Below are 22,336 nucleotides of genomic sequence, written 5' to 3'. Positions count from 1 at the left end.
ACTCGGGAACTCGTGGGAGAGCACCATGCTGGAACTACTTTTTGTGATTGGCTTTTTTGTCATGCTGTTAGCGACAGGCGTTTCGCTGCTCGGCATTCTGGCGGCTATCGTGGTGGCGACGGTGGTCATGTTTATTGGCGGACTGTTTGCCCTGACGATCAAATTGCTGCCGTGGCTACTGCTGGCCATCGCGGTCGTGTGGGTGATTCGGGCGATTAAAGCTCCAAAAGTGCCCAGTTATCAGCGCAATAACCGCTTCCGTTACTAAGGTATTGAGGGGTTCGTCACATACTTGTAACTTTTCCGGCAGTATGGCTTAGAACAGAATAGGATTTACTTATCGAATCTGTCACTATGACTGCCGATAACGAATTCATCGAGCTGTACCCTACATACAGCCGAACTAAAAAAAGAAAGGGCTTCCCACGGGAAGCCCAATTTCTTTTTGGGGCTTAGGGAATCAACAAACTCGACCCCTGCGTCGCCCGGCTCTCCAGCACCTCATGTGCGCGCTGCGCATCGGTTAGCGGGTATTTCTGCGCCTCTGCCACATCCACCTTAATGACGCCGCTGGCGATCAGCGAGAACAGCTCGTTGCTGGCTTCCTCAAGTTCTTCCCGGTTGGTGATGTATCCTTGCAGGGAAGGGCGAGTCACATACAGAGAACCTTTCTGGTTCAGGATGCCCAGGTTAACGCCGGTCACCGCGCCTGACGCATTCCCGAAGCTTACCATCAGACCACGGCGCTGCAGGCAGTCCAGCGAGGCTTCCCAGGTGTCTTTCCCTACCGAGTCATACACCACGCGCACTTTTTTGCCGCTGGTGATCTCCTTCAGCCGCTCAACAATACTCTCTTCACGGTAGTTAATCACCTGCCAGGCGCCCGCCTGCAGCGCGCGCTGCGCTTTTTGTGCATTCCCAACGGTGCCGATCAGCTTCGCGCCCAGTGCTTTTGCCCACTGACAGGCGATGAGCCCGACGCCACCCGCTGCGGCATGAAACAGGAACTGCTCGTCGGGTTTAATTTCATAGGTTTTGCGCAGCAGGTAGTAAACGGTTAAACCTTTCAGGAACGAGGCTGCTGCCTGCTCAAAGGAGATGGCGTTAGGCAGCAGGGCGGCTTTATCCGCCGGAACGTTGTGGACGGAGCTGTAAGCGCCCAGCGCAGACTGCGCGTACACCACGCGGTCGCCTTCTTTAATATGTTTGACCGCGCTGCCCACTTTGACGACGACACCGGCGGCCTCGGTGCCCAGGCCGCTCGGCATCGACGGAGGCGGGTAGAGCCCGCCGCGAATATAGGTGTCGATGTAGTTTATGCCGATGGCTTTGTTTTCAACCTGCACTTCGTTTTCGCCAGGCGCGGCTGGGGTGAACTCCACCGCTTTCAGTACGTCTGGCCCACCGTGTTTCTGGAATTCAATGCGCGTTGCCATGCTCCCTCCGTAAGAAAAATATGGTAATCTTTCGACCCACTCTTTATCTCGGTAACTCCATTCACTATGGCAGGAAACAAACCCTTCAACAAACAGACTGAACCTCGCGAGCGTGATTTCCAGGTCGCAGGGTTAAAAGTCCCGCCGCACTCGATTGAAGCGGAACAGTCGGTGTTGGGCGGTTTAATGCTGGATAACGAACGCTGGGACGACGTCGCCGAGCGCGTCGTGGCGGAAGATTTCTACACCCGTCCGCACCGCCACATCTTTACCGAAATGGCGCGTCTGCAGGAGTCGGGCAGCCCGATCGACCTGATTACGCTCGCGGAATCGCTGGAGCGTCTTGGGCAGCTCGACAGCTGCGGCGGATTTGCCTATCTGGCGGAACTGTCAAAAAACACGCCTAGTGCGGCGAACATCAGTGCTTATGCCGATATCGTGCGCGAACGTGCCGTCGTCCGCGAGATGATATCGGTGGCGAACGAGATCGCCGAAGCCGGTTTTGATCCGCAGGGTCGCACCAGCGAAGACCTGCTCGACCTTGCTGAGTCCCGCGTCTTTAAAATCGCCGAAAGCCGCGCCAATAAAGATGAAGGCCCAAAAAACATCGCCGATGTTCTCGATGCCACCGTTGCCCGTATCGAACAGCTGTTCCAGCAGCCGCACGATGGCGTCACCGGCGTGAACACCGGCTATGACGATTTGAACAAGAAAACCGCCGGCCTGCAGCCGTCGGATTTGATTATCGTCGCCGCGCGTCCGTCGATGGGTAAAACCACTTTTGCGATGAACCTCGTCGAAAATGCGGCGATGTTGCAGGATAAACCGGTACTGATCTTCAGTCTTGAGATGCCCTCCGAGCAAATCATGATGCGCTCACTGGCATCGCTGTCGCGCGTGGATCAGACCCGCATCCGTACCGGTCAGCTCGACGATGAGGACTGGGCGCGCATCTCCGGCACCATGGGCATTCTGCTGGAAAAACGTAACATCTATATCGATGACTCCTCCGGCCTGACGCCGACGGAAGTTCGCTCCCGCGCGCGCCGTATCGCCCGTGAACACGGCGGTATCGGCCTTATCATGATCGACTACCTTCAGCTGATGCGCGTCCCGTCGCTCTCCGACAACCGTACGCTGGAAATTGCCGAAATTTCCCGCTCTCTCAAGGCGTTAGCCAAAGAGCTGCATGTACCGGTCGTTGCGCTGTCGCAGCTGAACCGCTCCCTGGAACAACGTGCCGACAAGCGCCCGGTCAACTCCGACCTGCGTGAATCAGGCTCCATCGAGCAGGATGCCGACTTAATCATGTTCATCTACCGTGATGAGGTTTATCACGAGAACAGCGACCTGAAAGGGATCGCCGAAATTATTATTGGTAAACAACGTAACGGCCCGATCGGGACGGTGCGTCTGACCTTTAACGGACAGTGGTCGCGTTTCGACAACTATGCCGGTCCTCAATATGATGATGAGTAATTTCTAAGGAATTCAAATGCAAGCGGCAACTGTTGTCATTAACCGCCGCGCTCTGCGACACAACCTGCAACGTCTGCGTGAACTGGCACCCGCCAGCAAGCTCGTTGCAGTCGTGAAAGCGAACGCTTACGGACACGGTCTTCTTGAGACCGCGCGAACGCTCCCCGATGCCGACGCCTTTGGCGTCGCCCGTCTTGAAGAAGCCCTTCGCCTGCGCGCGGGGGGGATTACCCAACCGATTCTGCTCCTCGAAGGCTTTTTCGAAGCCACAGATTTGCCGACCATTGCTGACCAGCATCTGCATACGGCAGTGCACAACGAAGAACAGCTGGCCGCACTTGAAACCGCCGAGCTGAGCGAGCCGGTGACCGTGTGGATGAAGCTCGACACGGGCATGCACCGTCTGGGCGTGCGGCCGGAGAGCGCGGAAGCGTTCTATCAGCGTTTATGCCGGTGCAAAAACGTGCGCCAGCCGGTGAATATCGTCAGCCACTTCGCCCGTGCCGATGAGCCCGAGTGCGGTGCGACCGAGCGGCAGCTGGATATCTTTAATACCTTCTGCGAAGGCAAGCCGGGGATGCGCTCGATTGCGGCATCCGGCGGTATTCTGCTGTGGCCGCAGTCGCATTTCGACTGGGCGCGACCGGGCATCATTCTCTACGGCGTGTCGCCACTGGAGAACAAACCCTGGGGGCCGGACTTTGGCTTCCAGCCTGTCATGTCGCTGGTCTCTAACCTGATTGCTGTGCGTGACCATAAAGCGGGTGAGCCGGTGGGCTACGGCGGTACCTGGACCAGCGAGCGTGATACCCGTCTTGGCGTGGTGGCGATGGGCTATGGTGACGGCTATCCCCGCGCTGCGCCAACGGGTACGCCGGTTCTGGTCAACGGTCGTGAAGTGAAGATTGTCGGCCGCGTGGCGATGGATATGATTTGTGTTGATCTGGGGCCTGAAGCCCAGGATAAGCCTGGTGATGATGTTGTGATGTGGGGGGAAGGGCTGCCTGTTGAACGCATTGCTGAAATCACGAAAGTAAGTGCTTACGAACTTATCACGCGTCTGACCTCGCGGGTAGCGATGAAGTACATTGATTGAACCGCCAATGGAGTGAGGTTTTTATCCTCGCTCCAACTTTATTAACATCCTCTCGACCTTCTCCCACTTCCGGTTTATTGTTGAAATCCCTGCCTCATCGAATTCCGGAGAATCATCGCGTGTTTCAGAAAGTTGACGCCTATGCCGGCGACCCAATTCTCTCCTTAATGGAGCGTTTCAAAGAAGATCCTCGCAGCGACAAGGTGAACCTTAGCATCGGTTTGTATTACAACCACGAGGGTTTTATTCCTCAGCTGCAGGCCGTTGCCGAAGCCGAAGCGCGTCTGAACGCGGTTCCACACGGCGCGTCGCTCTATCTGCCGATGGAAGGGTTAAATACCTACCGCAGCACCATTGCGCCGCTGCTTTTTGGTGCCGATCACGCGGTGCTCGCGCAAAAACGCGTGGCGACCATCCAGACGCTGGGCGGCTCGGGTGCGCTGAAAGTGGGTGCAGACTTCCTGAAAAAATACTTCCCGGATTCAGGCGTGTGGGTCAGTGACCCGACGTGGGAAAACCACGTTGCGATCTTCGAGGGCGCAGGCTTCAAAGTGGCGACCTATCCGTGGTTTGACAGCGAAACTAACGGCGTGCGCGTTGAAGCGCTGCTGGAAAAACTGAACACCCTGCCGGAGCGCAGCATTGTGCTGCTGCATCCGTGCTGCCATAACCCGACCGGTGCGGATCTCACCAATGCCCAGTGGGATGCGGTGATCGAGGTACTGAAGGCTCGCAACCTGATCCCGTTCCTCGATATTGCCTACCAGGGCTTTGGCGCGGGTATGGAAGAAGACGCCTATGCCATCCGCGCCGCTGCCAGCGCCGGGCTGCCTGTTCTGGTGAGTAACTCCTTCTCTAAAATCTTCTCCCTGTACGGTGAACGCGTTGGCGGTCTGTCCGTGGTGTGTGAAGACGCCGAAGCGGCAGGTCGCGTGCTCGGCCAGCTTAAGGCGACAGTGCGCCGCATTTACTCCAGCCCGCCGAACTTTGGTGCGCAGGTGGTGGCGACGGTTCTCGGTGACGAAAAGCTAAAAGCGTCCTGGCTTGCGGAAGTGGAAGCGATGCGCCAGCGCATTCAGACGATGCGTCAGGAGCTGGTTAACGTCCTGAAAGAGTCCGTGCCGGGACATAACTTCGACTATCTGCTCAAGCAGCGCGGGATGTTCAGCTATACCGGACTGAGTGCGGCCCAGGTCGATCGTCTGCGCGAAGAGTTCGGCGTCTACCTGATTGCCAGCGGCCGTATGTGCGTGGCGGGCCTGAATGCCAGCAACGTTCATCGCGTGGCGCAGGCGTTTGCTGCTGTAATGTAAGTACTTACCAACTCACCCTCTCCCCGTGGGAGAGGGTCGGGGTGAGGGCATCAGGCCGCACAAAAACGTTGCCCGGCTTTTGTGATCGTCTTCTTTTTATTCCCCTTCATAAGCAAAAACTCCTTCCCTTCACCTCCCGCTGGGGTTATGGTCGGATAGTTTTTTGACCATCCGCTCAAATTAAAACGATAACAAACTGAATATTCAGGGGAAAATATGCGCAAGATCACACTGGCGCTCAGCGCCGCCTGCTTATTGTTCTCGCTTAATAACGCCGTCGTCGCGCGAGCTTCTGCCCCGACGCCGCTTTACACCGGCACCACCGCCGCCATTCTTGCCGAGCAGGCACCCATTCACTGGGTTTCCGTGGCCCAAATCGAAAACAGCCTGATGGGCCGTGCGCCAATGGCCGTGGGTTTTGACATTGACGATACCGTGCTGTTCTCAAGCCCCGGCTTCTGGCGCGGTAAGAAAACGTATTCACCCGACAGCGAAGCGTATCTGAAGAACCCGGAATTCTGGGAAAAAATGAACAACGGCTGGGACGAATTCAGCATCCCGAAAGAGGTTGCCCGTGCGCTTATTGCCATGCACGTGAAGCGCGGTGACAGCATTTATTTTGTAACCGGCCGCAGTCAGACCAAAACGGAAACCGTCTCTAAAACGCTGCAGGATGATTTCCAGATCCCGGCGACCAGCATGAACCCGGTCATTTTTGCGGGTGACAAAGAGGGGCAAAACACCAAAACCCAGTGGCTGGAAAAGAAAAACATCAAAGTGTTTTATGGCGATTCGGATAACGACATCACCGCCGCACAGGATGTGGGTGCCAGAGGGATCAGGGTGTTACGCGCGTCTAACTCAACCTATCGCCCGCTGCCGATGGCCGGAAAGTTTGGCGAAGAGGTGATCGTCAACTCGGAGTATTGAGCCCCTGGCAGCGAGTTTGACTCTTTTTTAATCAAATCTCGCTGCTGCGGGTTTTACCTTTCGTCTTCTTGCTGCACACTTAGAAAGATTCATCTTTCATCACGGAGCAGCCTATGTGGTACCAACAGACCCTGACCTTAAGCGCGAAGCCACGCGGATTTCACCTGGTGACGGATGAAGTCATCGGGCAACTCCGCGACCTGTCGCGCGTCAGAACGGGTTTGCTGCATCTGCTGCTTCAGCACACGTCCGCCTCTCTGACGCTGAATGAAAATTGCGATCCCACCGTCCGGTCCGACATGGAGCACCATTTTCTGAAGAGCGTCCCGGACAACGCGCCTTACGAGCATGACTATGAGGGGGCGGACGATATGCCTTCGCATATTAAATCCTCTTTGCTGGGCGTATCGTTGATGCTGCCGGTCCACAACGGGCGGCTGCTGTTGGGAACGTGGCAGGGGATCTGGCTGGGTGAGCATCGTATTCACGGTGGTTCGCGTAAAATTATCGCCACGCTACAAGGGGAATAAAGATGACAATTTCGGAGATACTTCAGTACTGCATGAGCAAGCCCGGCGCGGAGCAGAGCGTCCACAGCGACTGGAAAGCCACGCAGATTAAGGTAGGTGATGTGCTGTTTGCGATGGTGAAAGAGGTAGAAGGCCGTCCGGCGGCGTCGCTGAAAACCAGCCCTGAACTGGCGGATTTGCTACGTCAGCAGCATGATGACGTGAGGCCGAGCAAGCACCTCAATAAGGCGCACTGGAGCACCGTCTATCTGGATGGATCGATTCCAGGATCACAGATTTACTACCTGGTGGATGCGTCCTATCAGCAGGCGGTTGAGCTGCTGCCGGAAACCACCCGACAGCAACTCTCCGTGTGACAACTACAGCAACGGCTTAAGGAAGCGCGCGGTGTGCGAGGCTTCGCACTCTGCAACGGTCTCTGGCGTACCGGAGACAAGAATTTCACCGCCGCCGCTGCCGCCTTCCGGGCCGAGATCGACAATCCAGTCCGCGGTTTTAATCACGTCCAGGTTATGTTCGATGACCACGATGGTGTTGCCCTGATCGCGCAGCTGATGCAGAACCTCGAGCAGCTGCTGGATGTCAGCAAAGTGCAGGCCGGTGGTTGGCTCATCCAGAATGTAGAGCGTCTGACCGGTACCGCGTTTTGACAGCTCGCGCGCCAGCTTCACGCGCTGCGCTTCACCGCCGGACAGCGTAGTGGCGGACTGTCCCAGACGAATGTAGGTCAGGCCGACGTCCATCAGCGTCTGCAGCTTACGCGCCAGCGCAGGGACGGCGTCAAAGAATTCGCGCGCCTCTTCGATGGTCATATCCAGCACTTCGTGGATGGTCTTGCCCTTGTACTTAATCTCCAGCGTTTCGCGGTTATAGCGTTTACCTTTGCACTGGTCGCACGGCACGTAGATATCCGGCAGGAAGTGCATCTCAACCTTGATCACGCCATCGCCCTGGCACGCTTCGCAGCGGCCGCCGCGCACGTTAAAGCTGAAACGTCCTGGCGTATAGCCGCGGGAGCGCGCTTCAGGCACACCGGCAAACAGTTCACGTACGGGCGTGAAGACGCCGGTATAGGTCGCCGGGTTAGAGCGCGGGGTACGGCCAATCGGGCTCTGGTCAATGTCGATAACTTTATCGAAATGCTCCAGCCCCTGGATGTCGCGGTACGGTGCAGGCTCGGCCAGCGTCGCGCCGTTCAGCGCCGTCTGCGCAATCGGGAACAGCGTATCGTTGATCAGCGTCGATTTACCGGAACCGGACACGCCGGTGATGCAGGTAAACAGGCCAACCGGCAGCGTCAGGGTGACGTCTTTCAGGTTGTTGCCGCGCGCGCCGGTCAGCTTCAGCACTTTTTCCGGATCTGCCGCTACGCGCTGTTTTGGCACTTCAATCTTGCGCTTGCCGCTCATGTACTGACCGGTCAGTGACTCGGGTACCGCCATAATGTCCTTCAGCGTCCCTTCTGCAACGACCTGACCGCCGTGCACGCCTGCGCCCGGACCAATATCGATCACGTGGTCTGCGGCGCGGATGGCATCTTCGTCGTGCTCCACAACGATCACCGTGTTGCCGAGATTGCGCAGGTGGATCAGGGTGCCGAGCAGGCGCTCGTTGTCGCGCTGGTGCAGGCCGATGGACGGCTCGTCCAGTACGTACATCACGCCGACTAAGCCCGCGCCAATCTGGCTGGCCAGACGGATACGCTGAGCCTCACCGCCGGAGAGCGTTTCCGCCGAGCGGGAAAGCGTCAGGTAGTTCAGGCCGACGTTCACCAGGAACTTCAGGCGATCGCCGATCTCTTTCAGCACTTTTTCGGCGATTTTCGCACGCTGGCCGGAGAGCTTCAGGTTATTGAAGAAGTCCATCGCGTGGCCGATGCTCATGTCTGAGATGGTCGGCAGCGCCGTGTTTTCCACAAACACGTGGCGCGCTTCACGACGCAGGCGCGTGCCCTCGCAGGTGGCGCAGGAGCGGTTGCTGATGAACTTCGCCAGCTCTTCGCGCACCGCGCTGGATTCGGTCTCTTTGTAGCGTCGCTCCATATTGTGCAGCACCCCTTCGAACGGGTGACGACGCACGGAGGTATCGCCGCGATCGTTCATGTACTTGAACTCAATGTTCTCTTTGCCGGAACCGAACAGAATCACTTTGTGAACGTTCGGGCTCAGGCTGGCCCACGGCGCTTCGACGTCGAACTTGTAGTGCTCTGCCAGCGATTTCAGCATCTGGAAGTAGTAGAAGTTACGCTTGTCCCAGCCGCGAATGGCCCCGCCCGCCAGCGACAGCTCCGGGTTCTGGATCACGCGGTCCGGGTCGAAATATTGCTGGACGCCCAGGCCGTCACACGTCGGGCACGCGCCCGCCGGGTTGTTAAAGGAGAACAGGCGCGGTTCAAGCTCGCGCATGCTGTAACCGCAAATCGGGCAGGCAAAGTTGGCGGAGAAGAGCAGCTCTTCCGCTTTCGGGTCGTCCATGTCGGAGACCACGGCCGTGCCGCCAGAGAGTTCCAGCGCCGTTTCAAAGGATTCCGCCAGACGCGTGGCGAGATCGTCACGCACCTTGAAGCGGTCAATCACCACTTCGATGGTGTGCTTCTTCTGCAGCTCCAGCTTGGGCGGATCGGACAGGTCGCACACTTCACCGTCGATACGGGCGCGGATATAGCCCTGGCTTGCCAGGTTTTCCAGCGTCTTGGTGTGTTCGCCCTTACGCTCTTTGATGATTGGAGCCAGCAGCATCAGGCGTTTGCCTTCCGGCTGCGACAGCACGTTATCCACCATCTGGCTGACGGTCTGGGCCGCCAGCGGGACGTCGTGGTCCGGGCAGCGCGGCTCACCCACGCGGGCATACAGCAGACGCAGGTAGTCATGAATTTCGGTAATGGTACCGACCGTTGAACGCGGGTTATGCGAGGTGGACTTCTGCTCAATAGAGATAGCAGGGGACAACCCTTCAATATGGTCAACATCCGGTTTTTCCATCAGCGACAGGAACTGACGCGCGTACGCAGAGAGTGATTCAACGTAACGACGCTGTCCTTCGGCATACAGGGTGTCGAAAGCCAGTGAGGATTTGCCAGACCCCGAAAGCCCGGTCACGACAATGAGTTTGTCGCGAGGGATTATGAGGTTGATATTCTTGAGATTGTGGGTGCGGGCGCCCCGAACTTCGATCTTATCCATTCACCTTTCCCGGTTGGAACACGGATTGCCTGATTTGTTTGAAGGACAAACGGCTGTCAGAAACGGCTAATTATGACACAATTTAACCTGTTTGAATATACAGTATTGGAATGCATTTTCTGATTCGCTGTGTAACAATGTCGAGTTGCGGGAGAACTCTGGAACATGCTACGCAACTATCAAAGTGCAGCATGGAAATGGTACACTCGCGCGTTTACACTATTAAGAAACGTATTCAGGAGACACGAACATGGCCAGCAGAGGCGTAAACAAGGTGATTCTCGTCGGTAATCTGGGCCAGGACCCGGAAGTACGCTACATGCCGAGTGGTGGCGCAGTTGCCAACATTACGCTGGCTACTTCCGAATCCTGGCGTGATAAAGCGACCGGAGAGATGAAAGAGCAGACCGAATGGCACCGCGTTGTGCTGTTTGGCAAACTGGCCGAAGTGGCCGGTGAGTATCTGCGTAAAGGTTCTCAGGTCTATATCGAAGGCCAACTGCGTACCCGCAAATGGACCGATCAGTCCGGTGCTGAGAAGTACACCACTGAAGTCGTGGTTAACGTGGGCGGTACCATGCAGATGCTCGGTGGCCGTCAGGGCGGCGGTGCACCGGCAGGTGGCGGTCAGAGCCAGCAGCAGGGCGGTTGGGGTCAGCCTCAGCAGCCGCAGGGCGGCAACCAGTTCAGCGGTGGCGCGCAGTCTCGCCCGCAGCAGCAGTCTGCTCCGGCACCGTCTAACGAACCGCCAATGGATTTCGACGACGACATTCCGTTCTGATCAATGGATGAGAAAACAAAAAACCCAGACATCGTCTGGGTTTTTTTATTGATGAAGGGATCAGGTAATGACCATCGGCCAGTCTGGCGGCGTGTGGCTCATTGCTTCCACCATCACCACTTTAATGTTTTCCCAGACGGCGGCGATATCCAGCAGGGTAATGCCAAGCAGACCCGTTGCAAACCAGCAGGCTGCACCCAGCCCCAGCAGGGTGCTGATGACAGCGAGACCCGCGTAGTCAGATTTACGAAACTGAATGTTCAGCGTGCTGGCCAAAAACATCAGTACCGCACTCAACAAAGGCCAGCGCAGGAGAACCATGCTGGTAGTAATGGTTGCCATAAAACCCATCCTCAACAAAACAGACGAACTGAATGAAACAGATTTTTTCGTTACACTATATGTGTGAACTATATCACATTTGCTGTTTTATTCGCCAGTCCCGGGGTGATGAAAAACGGGTGATTCATAGTTGCCGAGAATCAATGGGCGCCTGAGTGAAAATATATCTTTGCTGGCTAAGTTCTCCAGTTCCCGCACTCTTTATAATGAATTCATTAAGATAGCAAAACTGATGCAAAAGGATGCTCACTGTACAATGTTTACAGCAATAACCCTATGGCTTATGCTTGAGTGGACAATTAATTTTACTCGCAGCTAACCTTTCAGGTTCTTGAATTTAATTATTTTTCTATTTCTTTGTACGTTTTTAATTACACACAACGTTGTTTTTTAATTCGCTACGCTGAGATTCAGCCTGTGCGTTGGTTTGTCGATTTTTCGAATCTGAAGAAAGTTGCGTCCGGTTTATCGCCTGATAATCAGCGAAAAAAATGAAAGAAAACCGACGTGAGATTGTTAATGACAGCATGCAAGCGTTGCATGCGCTGGCTAAGCTGATGCCTCAGCTTCATGCTCAATGTTCTCTGACCGACATGCTGACGACCATCAGTCGCGCGCTGGGCGCAAGTCTAGCCTGGGTAAGCGTTAATGGTGATGACGGGCTACAGCGCGTGGTATGCGCCGGGGAGATGACCTGCCATCCCTTCGAAGTGGCCGATTTCCTGGCGGACACCCTGCTCCAGCGGCATCATCGTTCATGGCGGGTGGTCTACTGGAAAGAGAATATTGGCCGTGCGTTATTTCCTCCTCAGCACCCGGGCTATGCGCAGTTGCATAGCGGTGTCCTGTGCAAACTTTCAACCCATAACTGGCACTGCAGTGGTTATTTCTTTTTAGCGTTTGATGAACGACTCTCTTCTCTGCCAATTCTGAAAAATATCGTCGTGGTGCTGGTCGAAAAATTAAAAGACTATTTCGCAGAAATTATTGCCCGGGAGAAAACTGCCCAGGAAATGCAGCGTGTCGTGACGCAATATAAGACGCTCTTTGAACGCGCCCCGGTTTTAATGAACTCTTTCGACAAATTTAACCGCTGCGTGCTGTGGAATGCCGAATGTGAAAAAGTATTCGGCTGGACGATGGCGGAGATCGCGGAACATGCCGATCCGCTTTCGCTGTTTTATCCTGACCCTGAAGAGCGGCGGCGGGTAAGAGAGTCGGTCAATGTCTCGCCGCTGAAGGATATGTATGAGTGGCATCCGCTACGCAAAGACGGGACCCCGCTGACGGTGCTGTGGTCCAACATTCTGTTGCCGGACAACTCTATCCTCAATATTGGGCTGGATATCACCGAGCGGAAAAAAGCCGAGCAGCAGCTGCAGGTAAAAGCCACTACTGACGATCTCACCGGCTGCTTTAACCGTTCGGCGATTTTGCAGCAGCTTGAGCTTGCGCTGGCGGCCAGTGCCCGGCATGAGGTTAACAGCCATTTTTGCGTCCTGATGTTTGACCTGGATTTCTTCAAACAGATCAACGATGAGTGGGGGCACCCGGTGGGTGATGCGGCGCTCCTTCACTTTTGTAACGCGATCCGTGAGTTATCACCTTCAGATTCGGCATTAGGCCGCGTGGGAGGAGAAGAGTTTTTGCTCTTGCTGGCGCAAACAAACGGCAATGGCGCTGCGCAGTTATCCGCCAGGTTGCGCACCTTTCTGCAAACCAACCCGCTGGCCGTGGGGGAGAGAAAACTGTCGCTGTCATTTAGTGCCGGGGTTGTGGAAGTAAGCGGAGGACAGCGGGATACTTCAGTCCTGCTGAGGCGTGCCGATAAAGCATTATATGAGGCCAAGCATTCGGGGCGAGGAAAAACGGTGGTGGCAGCTGATTATTTATAAATCAACGAACAAAATACGCCCGAACAAATAGCATGAAATGCCATGTCGAGGTTATGATTTTTCGCGCTGTTACAAGTTTGGCTTAATCAACAATCGTCTGTTGTGTTATCTTCCCACCGCCCTTGCGGGCTGGATAATTATTTTCCTTAATTGAAACGGAACGAATACTTACAGTTTAGCTTACGGGAAAATATTATCGTCATAACGAAATTTAAGATTTTTAATACGAAAAGTCAGTTGCTAACTTCGCATGATTCATGCAACGTAATCACCTGTTTAACAAAGCATCCGGCCTTCATTACTACAGGCGTACAACATGCAGGGATATAGGGCGGGAAATGAATCGTAGCGCGCGGCGCAAAATGCTCAGGGTGGTAGGGATCATCATGGTAGTTATGCTGCCTGTGATGCTTGCGCTATGGTTTGCCCAGCTACGCGCCGTATCTGAAACAAGCGCCCAGCTACGGACATTTGCTGAACTGGCTTTAGACAAAACAGAACTGGTTATTCAACAGGTTGATCTGGCCCGGGACGAGGCTGAAAAATATCAGGGTGAGCTTTGCACGCCGGGACATCGTCAATATATGCTGAACGTTGTTCGTGGCCGGCTGTTTGTCGCCGATTTAATTTACGCTCAAGGTCAGAATTTTCTTTGTTCGACCGTTTTTACACCGGATCATCCCTACGCTATTCCTGTCGCTAATTACACGCGTAAACCTGACGTCGCTATCTATTATTATCGCGATACCCCATTTTATACTGGTTATAAAATGACATATATGCAGCGCGGAAATTATGTGGTGGTTGTCAATCCACTTTCATACAGCGAAGTCATGTCCGCGGATCATTCTCTCTCATGGGGAGTGTACGACACGGTAACCAATGCTTTCTTTTCCGTCAGCCAGAAAGCCAATGTTTCTTTATTAAATTCGATGATTCGGGATAAGGAATCGGTATTTCAAAAAGATAACCGCTTTTATACGATCGTAAGTTCCCCCAAAAGACCGATTGCGGCCATTGTATCGACATCGAATAAACGCTTTTATGAAACGCTTTATCACCAGGCGACGTTGACGCTGCCGCTGGGCATGATCTGCAGCATTATTATTTTGCTGGTATGGTCCCGTACACATCGTGAGCTCAATTCGCCGGGGCGCTTACTGCACCGGGCACTGACCAAACGACAGCTTTGCGTACACTATCAGCCGATTATTGATATCAAGAACAACCGGTGCGTGGGCGCGGAGGCGTTATTACGCTGGCCTGGTTTTAACGGGCAGGTGATGAGTCCGGCGGAGTTTATTCCGCTGGCGGAAAATGAGGGGATGAGCGAGCGGATCACAGACTATGTCGTTGAAGAGGTGTTCAGCGATCTGGGTCATTTCCTGGCCGAGCATCCCCATCTCTATATTTCGATTAACCTGTCGGCCACGGATTTCCACTCCTCGCGGCTGATCGCCATGATTTCCGAGAAGGCTCGCCACTACGCCGTCCGTGCGCAGCAAATCAAAATAGAAGTGACGGAACGCGGTTTTATCGATGTGCCAAAAACCACGCCGGTGATACAGGCTTTCCGTCAGGCGGGTTATGAAGTCGCGATTGATGATTTTGGTACCGGTTACTCGAACCTGCACAACCTCTACTCGCTGAACGTGGATATCCTGAAAATCGATAAATCGTTTATCGATACCTTAACGACCAACAGTACCAGCCACCTGATCGCCGAGCATATTATCGAGATGGCGCAAAGCCTGCGGCTGAAAACCATTGCGGAAGGGGTAGAGACGGCAGAGCAGGTCAGCTGGTTGTTGAAGCGCGGCGTCCAGTTTTGTCAGGGATGGCACTTCGCGAAAGCGATGCCGCCCCAGGAATTTATGACCTGGCAGCAGCAACCTTTGCACTGATATTCATTAATTCAACTGGTGGCGATAGTCGCTCGGCGTGCGGTCAAACTCGCGGCGAAACACGCGGGAAAAGGTTTGTTGCGACACATAGCCAAGATCCATCGCGATATCAAAAATTGGCCGCTGCGTTGAGCGTAGCGCCTGCGCCGCCAGCAGCAATCTGCGCTGGCGAATGTACTCACCCAGGGTCTGATGCATGACCGTGCGGAACATTCTCTGTAAATACCATTTCGAATAGCCCGACTTTTTAGCGACCACATCGATGTTCAACGGTTGGTCGATATGGTCATCAATCCATTCAATAAGCGTCTGAATAATCTGCTGATGCGACATAAGGTTGCCCCTCTGTAGATACAACTATCTCGGTTAATTCGTCGTTTTCTCTGCGGGGGAGTATAATTCCTCAAGTTAACTTGAGGTAAAGAGGTTTTATGGAAAAGAGATTGCCGCGAATTAAAGCGCTTTTAACCCCCGGCGAAGTGGCAAAGCGAAGCGGTGTTGCGGTATCGGCGCTCCACTTCTATGAAAGCAAAGGGTTAATCAAGAGTATCCGTAACGGAGGAAACCAGCGCCGCTATACCCGCGACGTGCTTCGCTACGTGGCGATTATCAAAATTGCGCAACGAATCGGAATTCCCCTGGCCACGATCGGCGAGGCCTTTGGCGTGCTGCCGGAAGGGCACACGCTGAGCCCGAAAGAGTGGAAAGAGCTGTCATCCCAGTGGCGCGAAGAGCTGGACAGGCGTATCCATACGCTGGTCGCGCTGCGTGACGAACTGGATGGCTGCATTGGCTGCGGCTGCCTGTCGCGGAGCGATTGTCCGTTGCGTAACCCTGGGGACAAACTGGGCGAGCAGGGGACGGGGGCACGGTTGCTGGAAGAGGACTGAGATTGCGCGGCAAAAAGCATATAAAGAACTAAAGCGCCACATAAGGGCGCTTTAGTTTTTCCCGGTCTTTGTCTTTCACTCTATCCCGCTGGTTCACGGGAGGGTTTCCCCCGACGTCAGCACCCCTCGTGTCGAGCTGGTTGGGGAGGTTCCGGATTGTGCTGACACTTTAATTCTATGCAAGACCCGTTTTTTCGCCAGCCTCGCTGACCGGTTTTTAGCCGAATTTTTTTCGCGGTGTTGTTCAATTTTCTATAGTTAAAAAGTATGAATAACCAGGAGAAAACCATGCTCACGGTACATCACCTAAACCAGTCGCGCTCGCATCGCGTGATCTGGGCGCTGGAAGAACTCGGCCTGCCTTATGAGATCGTTCACTATCAGCGTGAAAAGAACATGCTGGCACCTGAGGCTCTCAAAAAAGTGCATCCGTTGGGCAAATCACCGGTCATCGAAGATAACGGACTGATCCTCGCAGAGTCAGGCGCCATTCTGGAGTATCTGCAGGAAACGTACGATGCCGAGTCGCGGCTTAAGCCTTTAGATCCGGCGCATAAGGTGCAGTACCGCTTCTGGCTGCACTACGCGGAAGGATCCCTGATGCCGCTGCTGTTAATGAAGCTGGTCTTCAACAGCCTCGGCAAGCCGCCGGTGCCGTTTGGTATCAGAACCCTGGGCAAAGCGCTGGGGCAGGGGGTGCAGAAAGCGTATCTCAACCGCCAGCTGGAAACCCATGCGCGCTTTATTGAGTCGCACCTTGCCAAAAACAGCTGGTTTGCCGGGGATGCGCTCAGCATGGCCGACATCCAGATGAGCTTCCCGATCTTTGCCCTGCTGGCGCGCGGTGGTATTAACAACCTGCCGCGTAGCCAGGCATGGAAAACGAAGGTTGAAAACAGCCCTGGCTGGCAAAGAACGCTGGAACAAGGGGGGCCGTTATCTATCCCGGGCGAGGACTGAAATGTAAACAAATTGCGCATAGACGATAACGTTTGCGCATCCTCTGTTTATTTCTTCAGCATCATAAGTGAATTTTAGCGAAAAACGATAAAGTTCAGTTGAAAAGGGCGGGGATTACGCTAGATAATCGTTTGCCTTAATTTGACCACCCGTTTGTAAGCGCGGAGCTAAACGTTTGCTTTTTTTGTGACGCCCTTTCGTCGCAAACGCAACACAAGGATTTGACGTTTAGCTGGCAGCGGCGTCTCCACCTCGCTTACGGACTTCCTAAAAAACTCTCAGGGGATGTTTTCTATGTCTACGCCATCTGCGCGTACTGGCGGTTCACTTGACGCCATGTTTAAAATTTCGGCCCGCGGCAGCACCGTGCGCCAGGAGATCGTTGCCGGTTTGACAACGTTTCTGGCGATGGTTTACTCCGTCATCGTTGTGCCGGGCATGCTGGGCAAAGCAGGCTTCCCGCCAGCGGCTGTCTTTGTGGCAACCTGCCTTGTGGCCGGCGTAGGCTCCATCGTGATGGGCCTGTGGGCGAACCTGCCGCTGGCGATTGGTTGCGCCATCTCTCTGACCGCGTTTACCGCGTTCAGCCTGGTGCTGGGTCAGCACATCAGCGTACCGGTTGCGCTGGGTGCCGTGTTCCTGATGGGTGTCCTATTTACCGTGATTTCAGCGACCGGCATCCGTAGCTGGATTTTGCGCAACCTGCCGCAGGGCGTGGCGCACGGTACCGGTATCGGCATCGGTCTGTTCCTGCTGCTGATCGCCGCCAACGGCGTCGGTCTGGTCATCAAGAACCCGCTGGACGGTCTGCCGGTGGCGCTGGGCCACTTCGCCAGCTTCCCGGTGATTATGTCGCTGATCGGCCTGGCGGTGATTATCGGTCTGGAAAAACTGAAAGTGCCGGGCGGCATTCTGCTGACCATTATCGGCGTTTCCATTGTCGGCCTGATTTTCGATCCGAACGTCCATTTCTCCGGCATTTTCGCCATGCCGTCGCTGAGCGATGACAAAGGCAACTCCCTGATTGGCAGCCTGGATATTGTCGGCGCGCTGAACCCGGTGATCCTGCCAAGCGTGCTGGCGCTGGTGATGACCGCAGTGTTTGACGCGACCGGTACCATCCGCGCGGTGGCCGGTCAGGCGAACCTGCTGGATAAAGACGGTCAGATTATTGATGGCGGCAAAGCGCTGACCACTGACTCCCTGAGCAGCGTCTTCTCTGGCCTGGTGGGTGCGGCACCTGCGGCGGTGTACATCGAATCCGCAGCGGGGACGGCGGCAGGCGGTAAAACCGGCCTGACGGCGATCACCGTCGGCGTGCTGTTCATGCTGATCCTGTTCCTCTCTCCGCTCTCCTATCTGGTTCCGGCGTATGCGACTGCGCCAGCGCTGATGTACGTTGGCCTGCTGATGCTGAGCAACGTGGCGAAAATCGACTTTGCAGATTTCGTGGACGCCATGTCTGGCCTGATTACCGCGGTCTTCATCGTGCTGACCTGTAACATCGTGACCGGCATTATGATCGGCTTCGCGTCGCTGGTGATTGGTCGTCTGGTCTCCGGTGAGTGGCGCAAGCTGAATATCGGCACCGTGATTATCGCCGTTGCGCTGGTGGCGTTCTACGCGGGCGGCTGGGCAATCTAAGTTGTCCTTTGATGCGAAAACGGGTGGCTCAGGCCGCCCGTTTTTATTTTCAGGACTCATCCTGTTGCCTTTTGCGTTACTCTGGGGAAGATAGAATAAAAGGCACGACGCCTTCCGGAGTACATAAGCAACACAGCAAACAGGGAACGCATGGAAATCTTCTTCACAATACTCATCATGACCCTTGTGGTCTCGCTATCCGGGGTGGTTACACGCGTACTGCCCTTTCAGGTCCCCCTGCCATTAATGCAAATTGCCATCGGCGCGCTGCTGGCGTGGCCGACGTTTGGCCTGCACGTGGAATTTGACCCCGAACTGTTCCTCGTGCTGTTTATTCCGCCACTGCTGTTTGCCGATGGCTGGAAAACGCCCACGCGCGAATTCCTTGAGCACGGGCGAGAGATCTTCGGCCTGGCGCTGGCGCTGGTGGTGGTCACCGTCGTCGGGATTGGTTTTCTGATCTACTGGGCGGTACCGGGCATTCCGTTGATACCGGCTTTTGCGTTGGCCGCCGTGCTGTCGCCAACCGATGCCGTGGCGCTGTCCGGCATTGTGGGTGAAGGCCGTATTCCGAAGAAAATTATGGGAATTTTACAGGGGGAGGCGCTGATGAACGACGCCTCCGGCCTGGTTGCCCTGAAGTTTGCCGTGGCCGTTGCGATGGGCACGATGGTCTTTACCGTCGGCGGCGCGACGCTGGAGTTCTTCAAGGTGGCGATTGGCGGTATTCTCGCGGGCTTCGTGGTGAGCTGGCTGTACGGCCGCTCGCTGCGCTTCCTCAGCCGCTGGGGCGGCGATGAACCCGCTACGCAGATCGTACTGCTGTTCCTGCTGCCGTTTGCCTCTTATCTGATTGCCGAACATATCGGCGTGTCGGGCATTCTGGCGGCAGTGGCGGCAGGGATGACCATTACCCGCTCCGGTGTGATGCGCCGCGCGCCGCTGGCCATGCGTCTGCGTGCCAACAGCACCTGGGCCATGCTGGAGTTTGTCTTTAACGGCATGGTGTTCCTGCTGTTGGGTCTGCAGCTGCCGGGCATTATGGAATCCTCGCTGGTGGCGGCCGAAGCCGACCCGAACGTTGAGGTCTGGATGCTGTTTACCGACATCGTGCTGATCTACCTGGCGCTGATGCTGGTGCGTTTCGGCTGGCTGTGGACGATGAAAAACTTCAGCGTCCGTTTCCTGAAGAAAAAGCCGATGGAGTTCGGCTCGTGGACAACGCGTGAACTGCTGATTGCCTCTTTTGCGGGCGTACGCGGGGCGATCACCCTTGCCGGTGTCCTCTCCATTCCGCTGCTGCTGCCGACGGGCGACGTCTTCCCGGCGCGCTACGAGCTGGTCTTCCTGGCGGCGGGCGTGATTCTGTTCTCACTGTTTGTCGGCGTGATTATGCTGCCGATTTTACTCCAGCATATTGATGCCGGTGATTCGACCCAGCAGCATAAAGAGGAGCGTATTGCGCGGGCGGCTACCGCCGAAGTGGCGATTGTCGCTATCCAGAAAATGGAAGAACGTCTGGCCGCGGATGCGGAAGAGAACATCGACAATCAGCTGCTGACGGAAGTGAGTTCCCGCGTGATTGGTAACTTGCGCCGTCGCGCGGACGGGCGTAACGACGTGGAAAGCTCGCTGCAGGAGGAGAACCTTGAGCGTCGGTTCCGTCTGGCGGCGCTGCGCTCCGAGCGTGCCGAGCTGTATCACCTGCGCGCCACGCGCCAGATCAGCAACGAGACGCTGCAAAAGCTGCTGCACGATCTGGATCTGCTGGAAGCGCTGTTGATAGAGAATCAGTAGCGCTGTTTTGCCGGGTGGCGGCTTCGCCTTACCGGGCCTACGGTTCGAACGTAGGCCCGGTAAGCGCAGCGCCACCGGGCACTATTCAGACCGCACCCAAAAACCCTCACAACACTGCAGCCACGCCTGCGCGCTCTGCGACAAATAGACCCCTTCACGCCAGATCATCCCCAGCTGCCAGTGCAGGTCGCTCTCCAGCGGGATCCAGCGCAGCGTGTTTTTATCCAGACGCTCGCAAATCGGCTGCGGCAGAATGGCAATCCCCACGCCGGCCTGCACCATCGCCGCCAGGAAATCCCACTGCCCGCTGCGTACCGCAATGCGTGGCTTGACGTTATGCTGGTTAAACAGCGTCATCAGCTGGCGGCTGAGGGCGAAGTCTTCGTTGTAGATCAGCAGAGGGTGCTCGCCGAGCAGTTCAGGCTTCACCGACTCCCTCTTCAGCCAGTCGCCGGAGCGGGGCACCAGCACGCACAGCGGGTGGCTAAAGAGCGGAAGCGTCGCCAGGCCGCTCTCTTCCTCAACGGGGAGGGCGGTCATTGCTACGTCGAGCTCGCCGTTGGTGACGGCCTGCTGGACGGTTAACCCACCAAACTCCGAAATCTTCAGCTCTACGCCGGGATAACGCTGGCGAAACAGGCTGATCGGCCCGGCCATCATCATGCCGACCATCGGGGGAATGCCGAGGCGAAGCACCCCTTTGGTCAAATGGTTTATATCGTCCAGCTCCGCTTCCAGCTGGCGGAACTCCGCCAGAATCGCCAGCCCGCGTTCGAACACCACGCGTCCGGTGTCGGTCAGCAGCAGCTTGCGCCCGTCGCGGATCAGCAGGGTACAGTTCAGTTCATCTTCGAGGTTTTTCAGCATTTTGCTGATAGTGGGTTGGGTGACAAACAACTTCTCCGCTGCGCGGGTAAAACTTTGCTGACGAACCACTTCGACAAAATAGCGCAGCGTTCTTATGTCCATGATTATTCCTCGAAACTATACCTTTGATGATTTTAATTCATTTCAGTCCATACCGTGCGCTCACTATACTGGCGCCTCGTCTCATTTTTGAGGAAAACCCCCATGGCCGTGGCGTTAAGCCGTGTTACGCCTGCCGTTGTACAACGACTCCAGGTCCCGGTTCAGGTACTGCTCTACGCGGGACTGTTTGTTTTTGCCGAATATCTTGTCGGCTGGCTCCACCTGCCGCTGCCTGCCAACCTGGTGGGGATGCTGCTGATGCTGACGCTTATTCTGTGTCGCGTGATCCCCCTCAACTGGGTGCGCGCCGGGGCGCGCTGGCTGCTTGCGGAGATGCTGCTGTTCTTTGTCCCCGCCGTGGTGGCGGTGGTGAACTATGCGCAGCTGCTGATGGTGGACGGCTGGCGAATCTTTGCGGTGATCGCGCTGAGTACGTTGATGGTGCTGGGGGCGACCGCCTGGGTGGTGGATAAAGTCTACCGCTTTGAAATCAGCAGGCACAAACATGACTAACTTTCAGATCAGCGTCTTGTGCCTGATTGCGACGCTCGGGATCTACTTCGCCAACAAGCGACTGTATCGTCGTTTCCATGCCCTGCCGCTGATGCCGCTGGTCTTCACGCCGATCCTGCTGGTGCTGATGCTGGTCTTTGGCCACATTTCCTGGCAGAACTACATTGGCGAATCCCACTGGCTGCTGTGGCTGCTCGGCCCGGCAACCATCGCCTTTGCCGTGCCCGTTTACGACAACCTGGCGATTATCAAACGCCACTGGATGTCGCTCAGCGCTGGGGTGATCACCGCCACGGTGGTCGCGGTCTGTAGCTCCGTCTGGCTGGCGAGACTGTTTACGCTGCCCGATGAAATTCAGCGCAGTCTGGCCGTGCGCTCGGTGACCACGCCGTTTGCGCTGGCGGCGGCTAAACCTCTCGGCGGGCAGCCGGACCTGGTGGCGCTGTTTGTGGTGGTGACGGGCGTCTTTGGGATGGCAGTGGGCGATATGCTGTTCCTGCGGCTTTCCATTCGCGAAGGCATGGCGAAAGGGGCAGGGTTCGGCGCGGCGTCGCACGGCGCGGGCACGGCACGGTCCTATGAGCTGGGGCAGCAGGAGGGCGTTGTCGCGAGCCTGGTGATGATGCTGTCGGGCGTGGTGATGGTGCTGGTTGCACCGCTGGTGGCGTGGGTGAT

The 22,336-nt window shown here is 55.8% G+C and carries 21 protein-coding genes; 16 read left to right on the top strand and 5 right to left on the bottom strand.

What is annotated here, in order from left to right; translation table 11 throughout:
• Window positions 1-25 precede the first annotated feature (25 nt).
• Window positions 26-268 (top strand): envelope stress response protein PspG, encoded by a 243-nt coding sequence (gene pspG / locus DOU50_RS20155; RefSeq protein WP_023310044.1) that lies wholly within the window; start codon window positions 26-28, stop codon window positions 266-268.
• A gap of 184 nt (window positions 269-452) precedes the next feature.
• Here pspG and DOU50_RS20150 read toward each other — a convergent pair whose 3' ends face one another.
• Window positions 453-1,436, bottom strand: a complete 984-nt coding sequence (locus DOU50_RS20150) for a quinone oxidoreductase (protein ID WP_148770037.1) — start codon at window positions 1,434-1,436, stop codon at window positions 453-455.
• Window positions 1,437-1,502: 66 nt separating this feature from the next.
• Here DOU50_RS20150 and dnaB point away from each other — a divergent pair, with 66 nt between their 5' ends.
• From dnaB to DOU50_RS20120, 6 genes are all read left to right on the top strand, one after another.
• Window positions 1,503-2,915, top strand: a complete 1,413-nt coding sequence (dnaB, locus tag DOU50_RS20145) for a replicative DNA helicase (protein WP_023310046.1) — start codon at window positions 1,503-1,505, stop codon at window positions 2,913-2,915.
• Window positions 2,916-2,931: 16 nt separating this feature from the next.
• Entirely contained in the window at window positions 2,932-4,011 is a 1,080-nt protein-coding gene (gene alr, locus DOU50_RS20140) for an alanine racemase (RefSeq protein WP_061716136.1), read from the top strand.
• A gap of 119 nt (window positions 4,012-4,130) precedes the next feature.
• On the top strand, window positions 4,131-5,324 hold the full coding sequence (gene tyrB / locus DOU50_RS20135; RefSeq protein WP_148770035.1) for an aromatic amino acid transaminase: 1,194 nt from the start codon (window positions 4,131-4,133) through the stop codon (window positions 5,322-5,324).
• Window positions 5,325-5,540: 216 nt separating this feature from the next.
• Entirely contained in the window at window positions 5,541-6,254 is a 714-nt protein-coding gene (gene aphA / locus DOU50_RS20130) for an acid phosphatase AphA (RefSeq protein ID WP_032650609.1), read from the top strand.
• A gap of 113 nt (window positions 6,255-6,367) precedes the next feature.
• A complete protein-coding gene (locus DOU50_RS20125; RefSeq protein ID WP_024906721.1) occupies window positions 6,368-6,784 on the top strand; it encodes a secondary thiamine-phosphate synthase enzyme YjbQ in 417 nt (138 codons plus the stop codon).
• A 2-nt stretch (window positions 6,785-6,786) separates the two neighbouring features.
• Window positions 6,787-7,140 carry an MmcQ/YjbR family DNA-binding protein gene (locus tag DOU50_RS20120; protein WP_023310053.1) on the top strand — a complete coding sequence of 118 codons (354 nt, stop codon included), beginning with the start codon at window positions 6,787-6,789 and terminating at the stop codon, window positions 7,138-7,140.
• Between the two features lie 3 nt (window positions 7,141-7,143).
• Here the strand turns inward: DOU50_RS20120 and uvrA are convergent, their stop codons facing one another.
• On the bottom strand, window positions 7,144-9,966 hold the full coding sequence (gene uvrA, locus DOU50_RS20115; protein ID WP_024906722.1) for an excinuclease ABC subunit UvrA: 2,823 nt from the start codon (window positions 9,964-9,966) through the stop codon (window positions 7,144-7,146).
• A 250-nt stretch (window positions 9,967-10,216) separates the two neighbouring features.
• Here uvrA and ssb1 point away from each other — a divergent pair, with 250 nt between their 5' ends.
• The gene (gene ssb1 / locus DOU50_RS20110; RefSeq protein ID WP_023310055.1) at window positions 10,217-10,747 is read left to right on the top strand and encodes a single-stranded DNA-binding protein SSB1; all 531 of its coding nucleotides are present in this window, start codon (window positions 10,217-10,219) and stop codon (window positions 10,745-10,747) included.
• Between the two features lie 60 nt (window positions 10,748-10,807).
• Here the strand turns inward: ssb1 and DOU50_RS20105 are convergent, their stop codons facing one another.
• On the bottom strand, window positions 10,808-11,089 hold the full coding sequence (locus DOU50_RS20105) for a YjcB family protein (RefSeq protein WP_008503385.1): 282 nt from the start codon (window positions 11,087-11,089) through the stop codon (window positions 10,808-10,810).
• Window positions 11,090-11,580: 491 nt separating this feature from the next.
• Here DOU50_RS20105 and DOU50_RS20100 point away from each other — a divergent pair, with 491 nt between their 5' ends.
• Together DOU50_RS20100 and DOU50_RS20095 are read left to right on the top strand one after the other, a co-directional pair.
• A complete protein-coding gene (locus tag DOU50_RS20100) occupies window positions 11,581-12,984 on the top strand; it encodes a sensor domain-containing diguanylate cyclase (protein ID WP_024906724.1) in 1,404 nt (467 codons plus the stop codon).
• Window positions 12,985-13,322: 338 nt separating this feature from the next.
• Window positions 13,323-14,888 (top strand): EAL domain-containing protein, encoded by a 1,566-nt coding sequence (locus DOU50_RS20095; protein WP_024906725.1) that lies wholly within the window; start codon window positions 13,323-13,325, stop codon window positions 14,886-14,888.
• A gap of 6 nt (window positions 14,889-14,894) precedes the next feature.
• On the opposite strand, the gene soxS is transcribed toward DOU50_RS20095, so the two are convergent.
• Window positions 14,895-15,221 carry a superoxide response transcriptional regulator SoxS gene (gene soxS / locus DOU50_RS20090; RefSeq protein WP_008503387.1) on the bottom strand — a complete coding sequence of 109 codons (327 nt, stop codon included), beginning with the start codon at window positions 15,219-15,221 and terminating at the stop codon, window positions 14,895-14,897.
• A 98-nt stretch (window positions 15,222-15,319) separates the two neighbouring features.
• Here soxS and soxR point away from each other — a divergent pair, with 98 nt between their 5' ends.
• The 4 genes from soxR to DOU50_RS20070 all read left to right on the top strand — a co-directional run bounded on the left by soxR (window position 15,320) and on the right by DOU50_RS20070 (window position 20,179).
• Window positions 15,320-15,778 carry a redox-sensitive transcriptional activator SoxR gene (gene soxR, locus DOU50_RS20085; RefSeq protein WP_008503388.1) on the top strand — a complete coding sequence of 153 codons (459 nt, stop codon included), beginning with the start codon at window positions 15,320-15,322 and terminating at the stop codon, window positions 15,776-15,778.
• Window positions 15,779-16,066: 288 nt separating this feature from the next.
• Window positions 16,067-16,738 carry a glutathione S-transferase family protein gene (locus DOU50_RS20080; protein ID WP_148770033.1) on the top strand — a complete coding sequence of 224 codons (672 nt, stop codon included), beginning with the start codon at window positions 16,067-16,069 and terminating at the stop codon, window positions 16,736-16,738.
• Between the two features lie 294 nt (window positions 16,739-17,032).
• Window positions 17,033-18,382: a guanine/hypoxanthine transporter GhxP gene (gene ghxP, locus DOU50_RS20075; protein WP_032650612.1), complete on the top strand. Its 1,350-nt coding sequence runs from the start codon at window positions 17,033-17,035 to the stop codon at window positions 18,380-18,382.
• A 150-nt stretch (window positions 18,383-18,532) separates the two neighbouring features.
• Entirely contained in the window at window positions 18,533-20,179 is a 1,647-nt protein-coding gene (locus tag DOU50_RS20070; protein ID WP_024906728.1) for a Na+/H+ antiporter, read from the top strand.
• Window positions 20,180-20,260: 81 nt separating this feature from the next.
• Here the strand turns inward: DOU50_RS20070 and DOU50_RS20065 are convergent, their stop codons facing one another.
• Entirely contained in the window at window positions 20,261-21,148 is an 888-nt protein-coding gene (locus DOU50_RS20065) for a LysR family transcriptional regulator (RefSeq protein ID WP_024906729.1), read from the bottom strand.
• Between the two features lie 102 nt (window positions 21,149-21,250).
• Here DOU50_RS20065 and DOU50_RS20060 point away from each other — a divergent pair, with 102 nt between their 5' ends.
• Entirely contained in the window at window positions 21,251-21,661 is a 411-nt protein-coding gene (locus DOU50_RS20060; RefSeq protein WP_021242769.1) for a CidA/LrgA family protein, read from the top strand.
• Window positions 21,654-22,336 (top strand): LrgB family protein (locus DOU50_RS20055; protein ID WP_148770031.1); only part of this gene is annotated, 683 nt, incomplete at its 3' end. The genes DOU50_RS20060 and DOU50_RS20055, both read left to right, overlap by 8 nt.

This window comes from Enterobacter sp. C6, assembly GCF_008122455.1.
GTDB classification, from domain to species: domain Bacteria; phylum Pseudomonadota; class Gammaproteobacteria; order Enterobacterales; family Enterobacteriaceae; genus Enterobacter; species Enterobacter pseudoroggenkampii.
This window is presented reverse-complemented; position numbering and strand designations above follow the sequence as displayed.

What these genes read in the sequence shown, in the direction of transcription:
- alr (WP_061716136.1), top strand. Translation starts at nt 2,932, where the DNA reads ATGCAAGCGGCAACTGTTGTCATTAACCGCCGCGCTCTGCGACACAAC.
- DOU50_RS20150 (WP_148770037.1), bottom strand. Translation starts at nt 1,436, where the DNA reads ATGGCAACGCGCATTGAATTCCAGAAACACGGTGGGCCAGACGTACTG.
- pspG (WP_023310044.1), top strand. Translation starts at nt 26, where the DNA reads ATGCTGGAACTACTTTTTGTGATTGGCTTTTTTGTCATGCTGTTAGCG.
- soxR (WP_008503388.1), top strand. Translation starts at nt 15,320, where the DNA reads ATGGAAAAGAGATTGCCGCGAATTAAAGCGCTTTTAACCCCCGGCGAA.
- ghxP (WP_032650612.1), top strand. Translation starts at nt 17,033, where the DNA reads ATGTCTACGCCATCTGCGCGTACTGGCGGTTCACTTGACGCCATGTTT.
- DOU50_RS20060 (WP_021242769.1), top strand. Translation starts at nt 21,251, where the DNA reads ATGGCCGTGGCGTTAAGCCGTGTTACGCCTGCCGTTGTACAACGACTC.
- DOU50_RS20120 (WP_023310053.1), top strand. Translation starts at nt 6,787, where the DNA reads ATGACAATTTCGGAGATACTTCAGTACTGCATGAGCAAGCCCGGCGCG.
- DOU50_RS20065 (WP_024906729.1), bottom strand. Translation starts at nt 21,148, where the DNA reads ATGGACATAAGAACGCTGCGCTATTTTGTCGAAGTGGTTCGTCAGCAA.
- soxS (WP_008503387.1), bottom strand. Translation starts at nt 15,221, where the DNA reads ATGTCGCATCAGCAGATTATTCAGACGCTTATTGAATGGATTGATGAC.
- DOU50_RS20125 (WP_024906721.1), top strand. Translation starts at nt 6,368, where the DNA reads ATGTGGTACCAACAGACCCTGACCTTAAGCGCGAAGCCACGCGGATTT.
- ssb1 (WP_023310055.1), top strand. Translation starts at nt 10,217, where the DNA reads ATGGCCAGCAGAGGCGTAAACAAGGTGATTCTCGTCGGTAATCTGGGC.
- DOU50_RS20095 (WP_024906725.1), top strand. Translation starts at nt 13,323, where the DNA reads ATGAATCGTAGCGCGCGGCGCAAAATGCTCAGGGTGGTAGGGATCATC.
- DOU50_RS20105 (WP_008503385.1), bottom strand. Translation starts at nt 11,089, where the DNA reads ATGGCAACCATTACTACCAGCATGGTTCTCCTGCGCTGGCCTTTGTTG.
- DOU50_RS20100 (WP_024906724.1), top strand. Translation starts at nt 11,581, where the DNA reads ATGAAAGAAAACCGACGTGAGATTGTTAATGACAGCATGCAAGCGTTG.
- dnaB (WP_023310046.1), top strand. Translation starts at nt 1,503, where the DNA reads ATGGCAGGAAACAAACCCTTCAACAAACAGACTGAACCTCGCGAGCGT.
- DOU50_RS20080 (WP_148770033.1), top strand. Translation starts at nt 16,067, where the DNA reads ATGCTCACGGTACATCACCTAAACCAGTCGCGCTCGCATCGCGTGATC.
- DOU50_RS20070 (WP_024906728.1), top strand. Translation starts at nt 18,533, where the DNA reads ATGGAAATCTTCTTCACAATACTCATCATGACCCTTGTGGTCTCGCTA.
- aphA (WP_032650609.1), top strand. Translation starts at nt 5,541, where the DNA reads ATGCGCAAGATCACACTGGCGCTCAGCGCCGCCTGCTTATTGTTCTCG.
- uvrA (WP_024906722.1), bottom strand. Translation starts at nt 9,966, where the DNA reads ATGGATAAGATCGAAGTTCGGGGCGCCCGCACCCACAATCTCAAGAAT.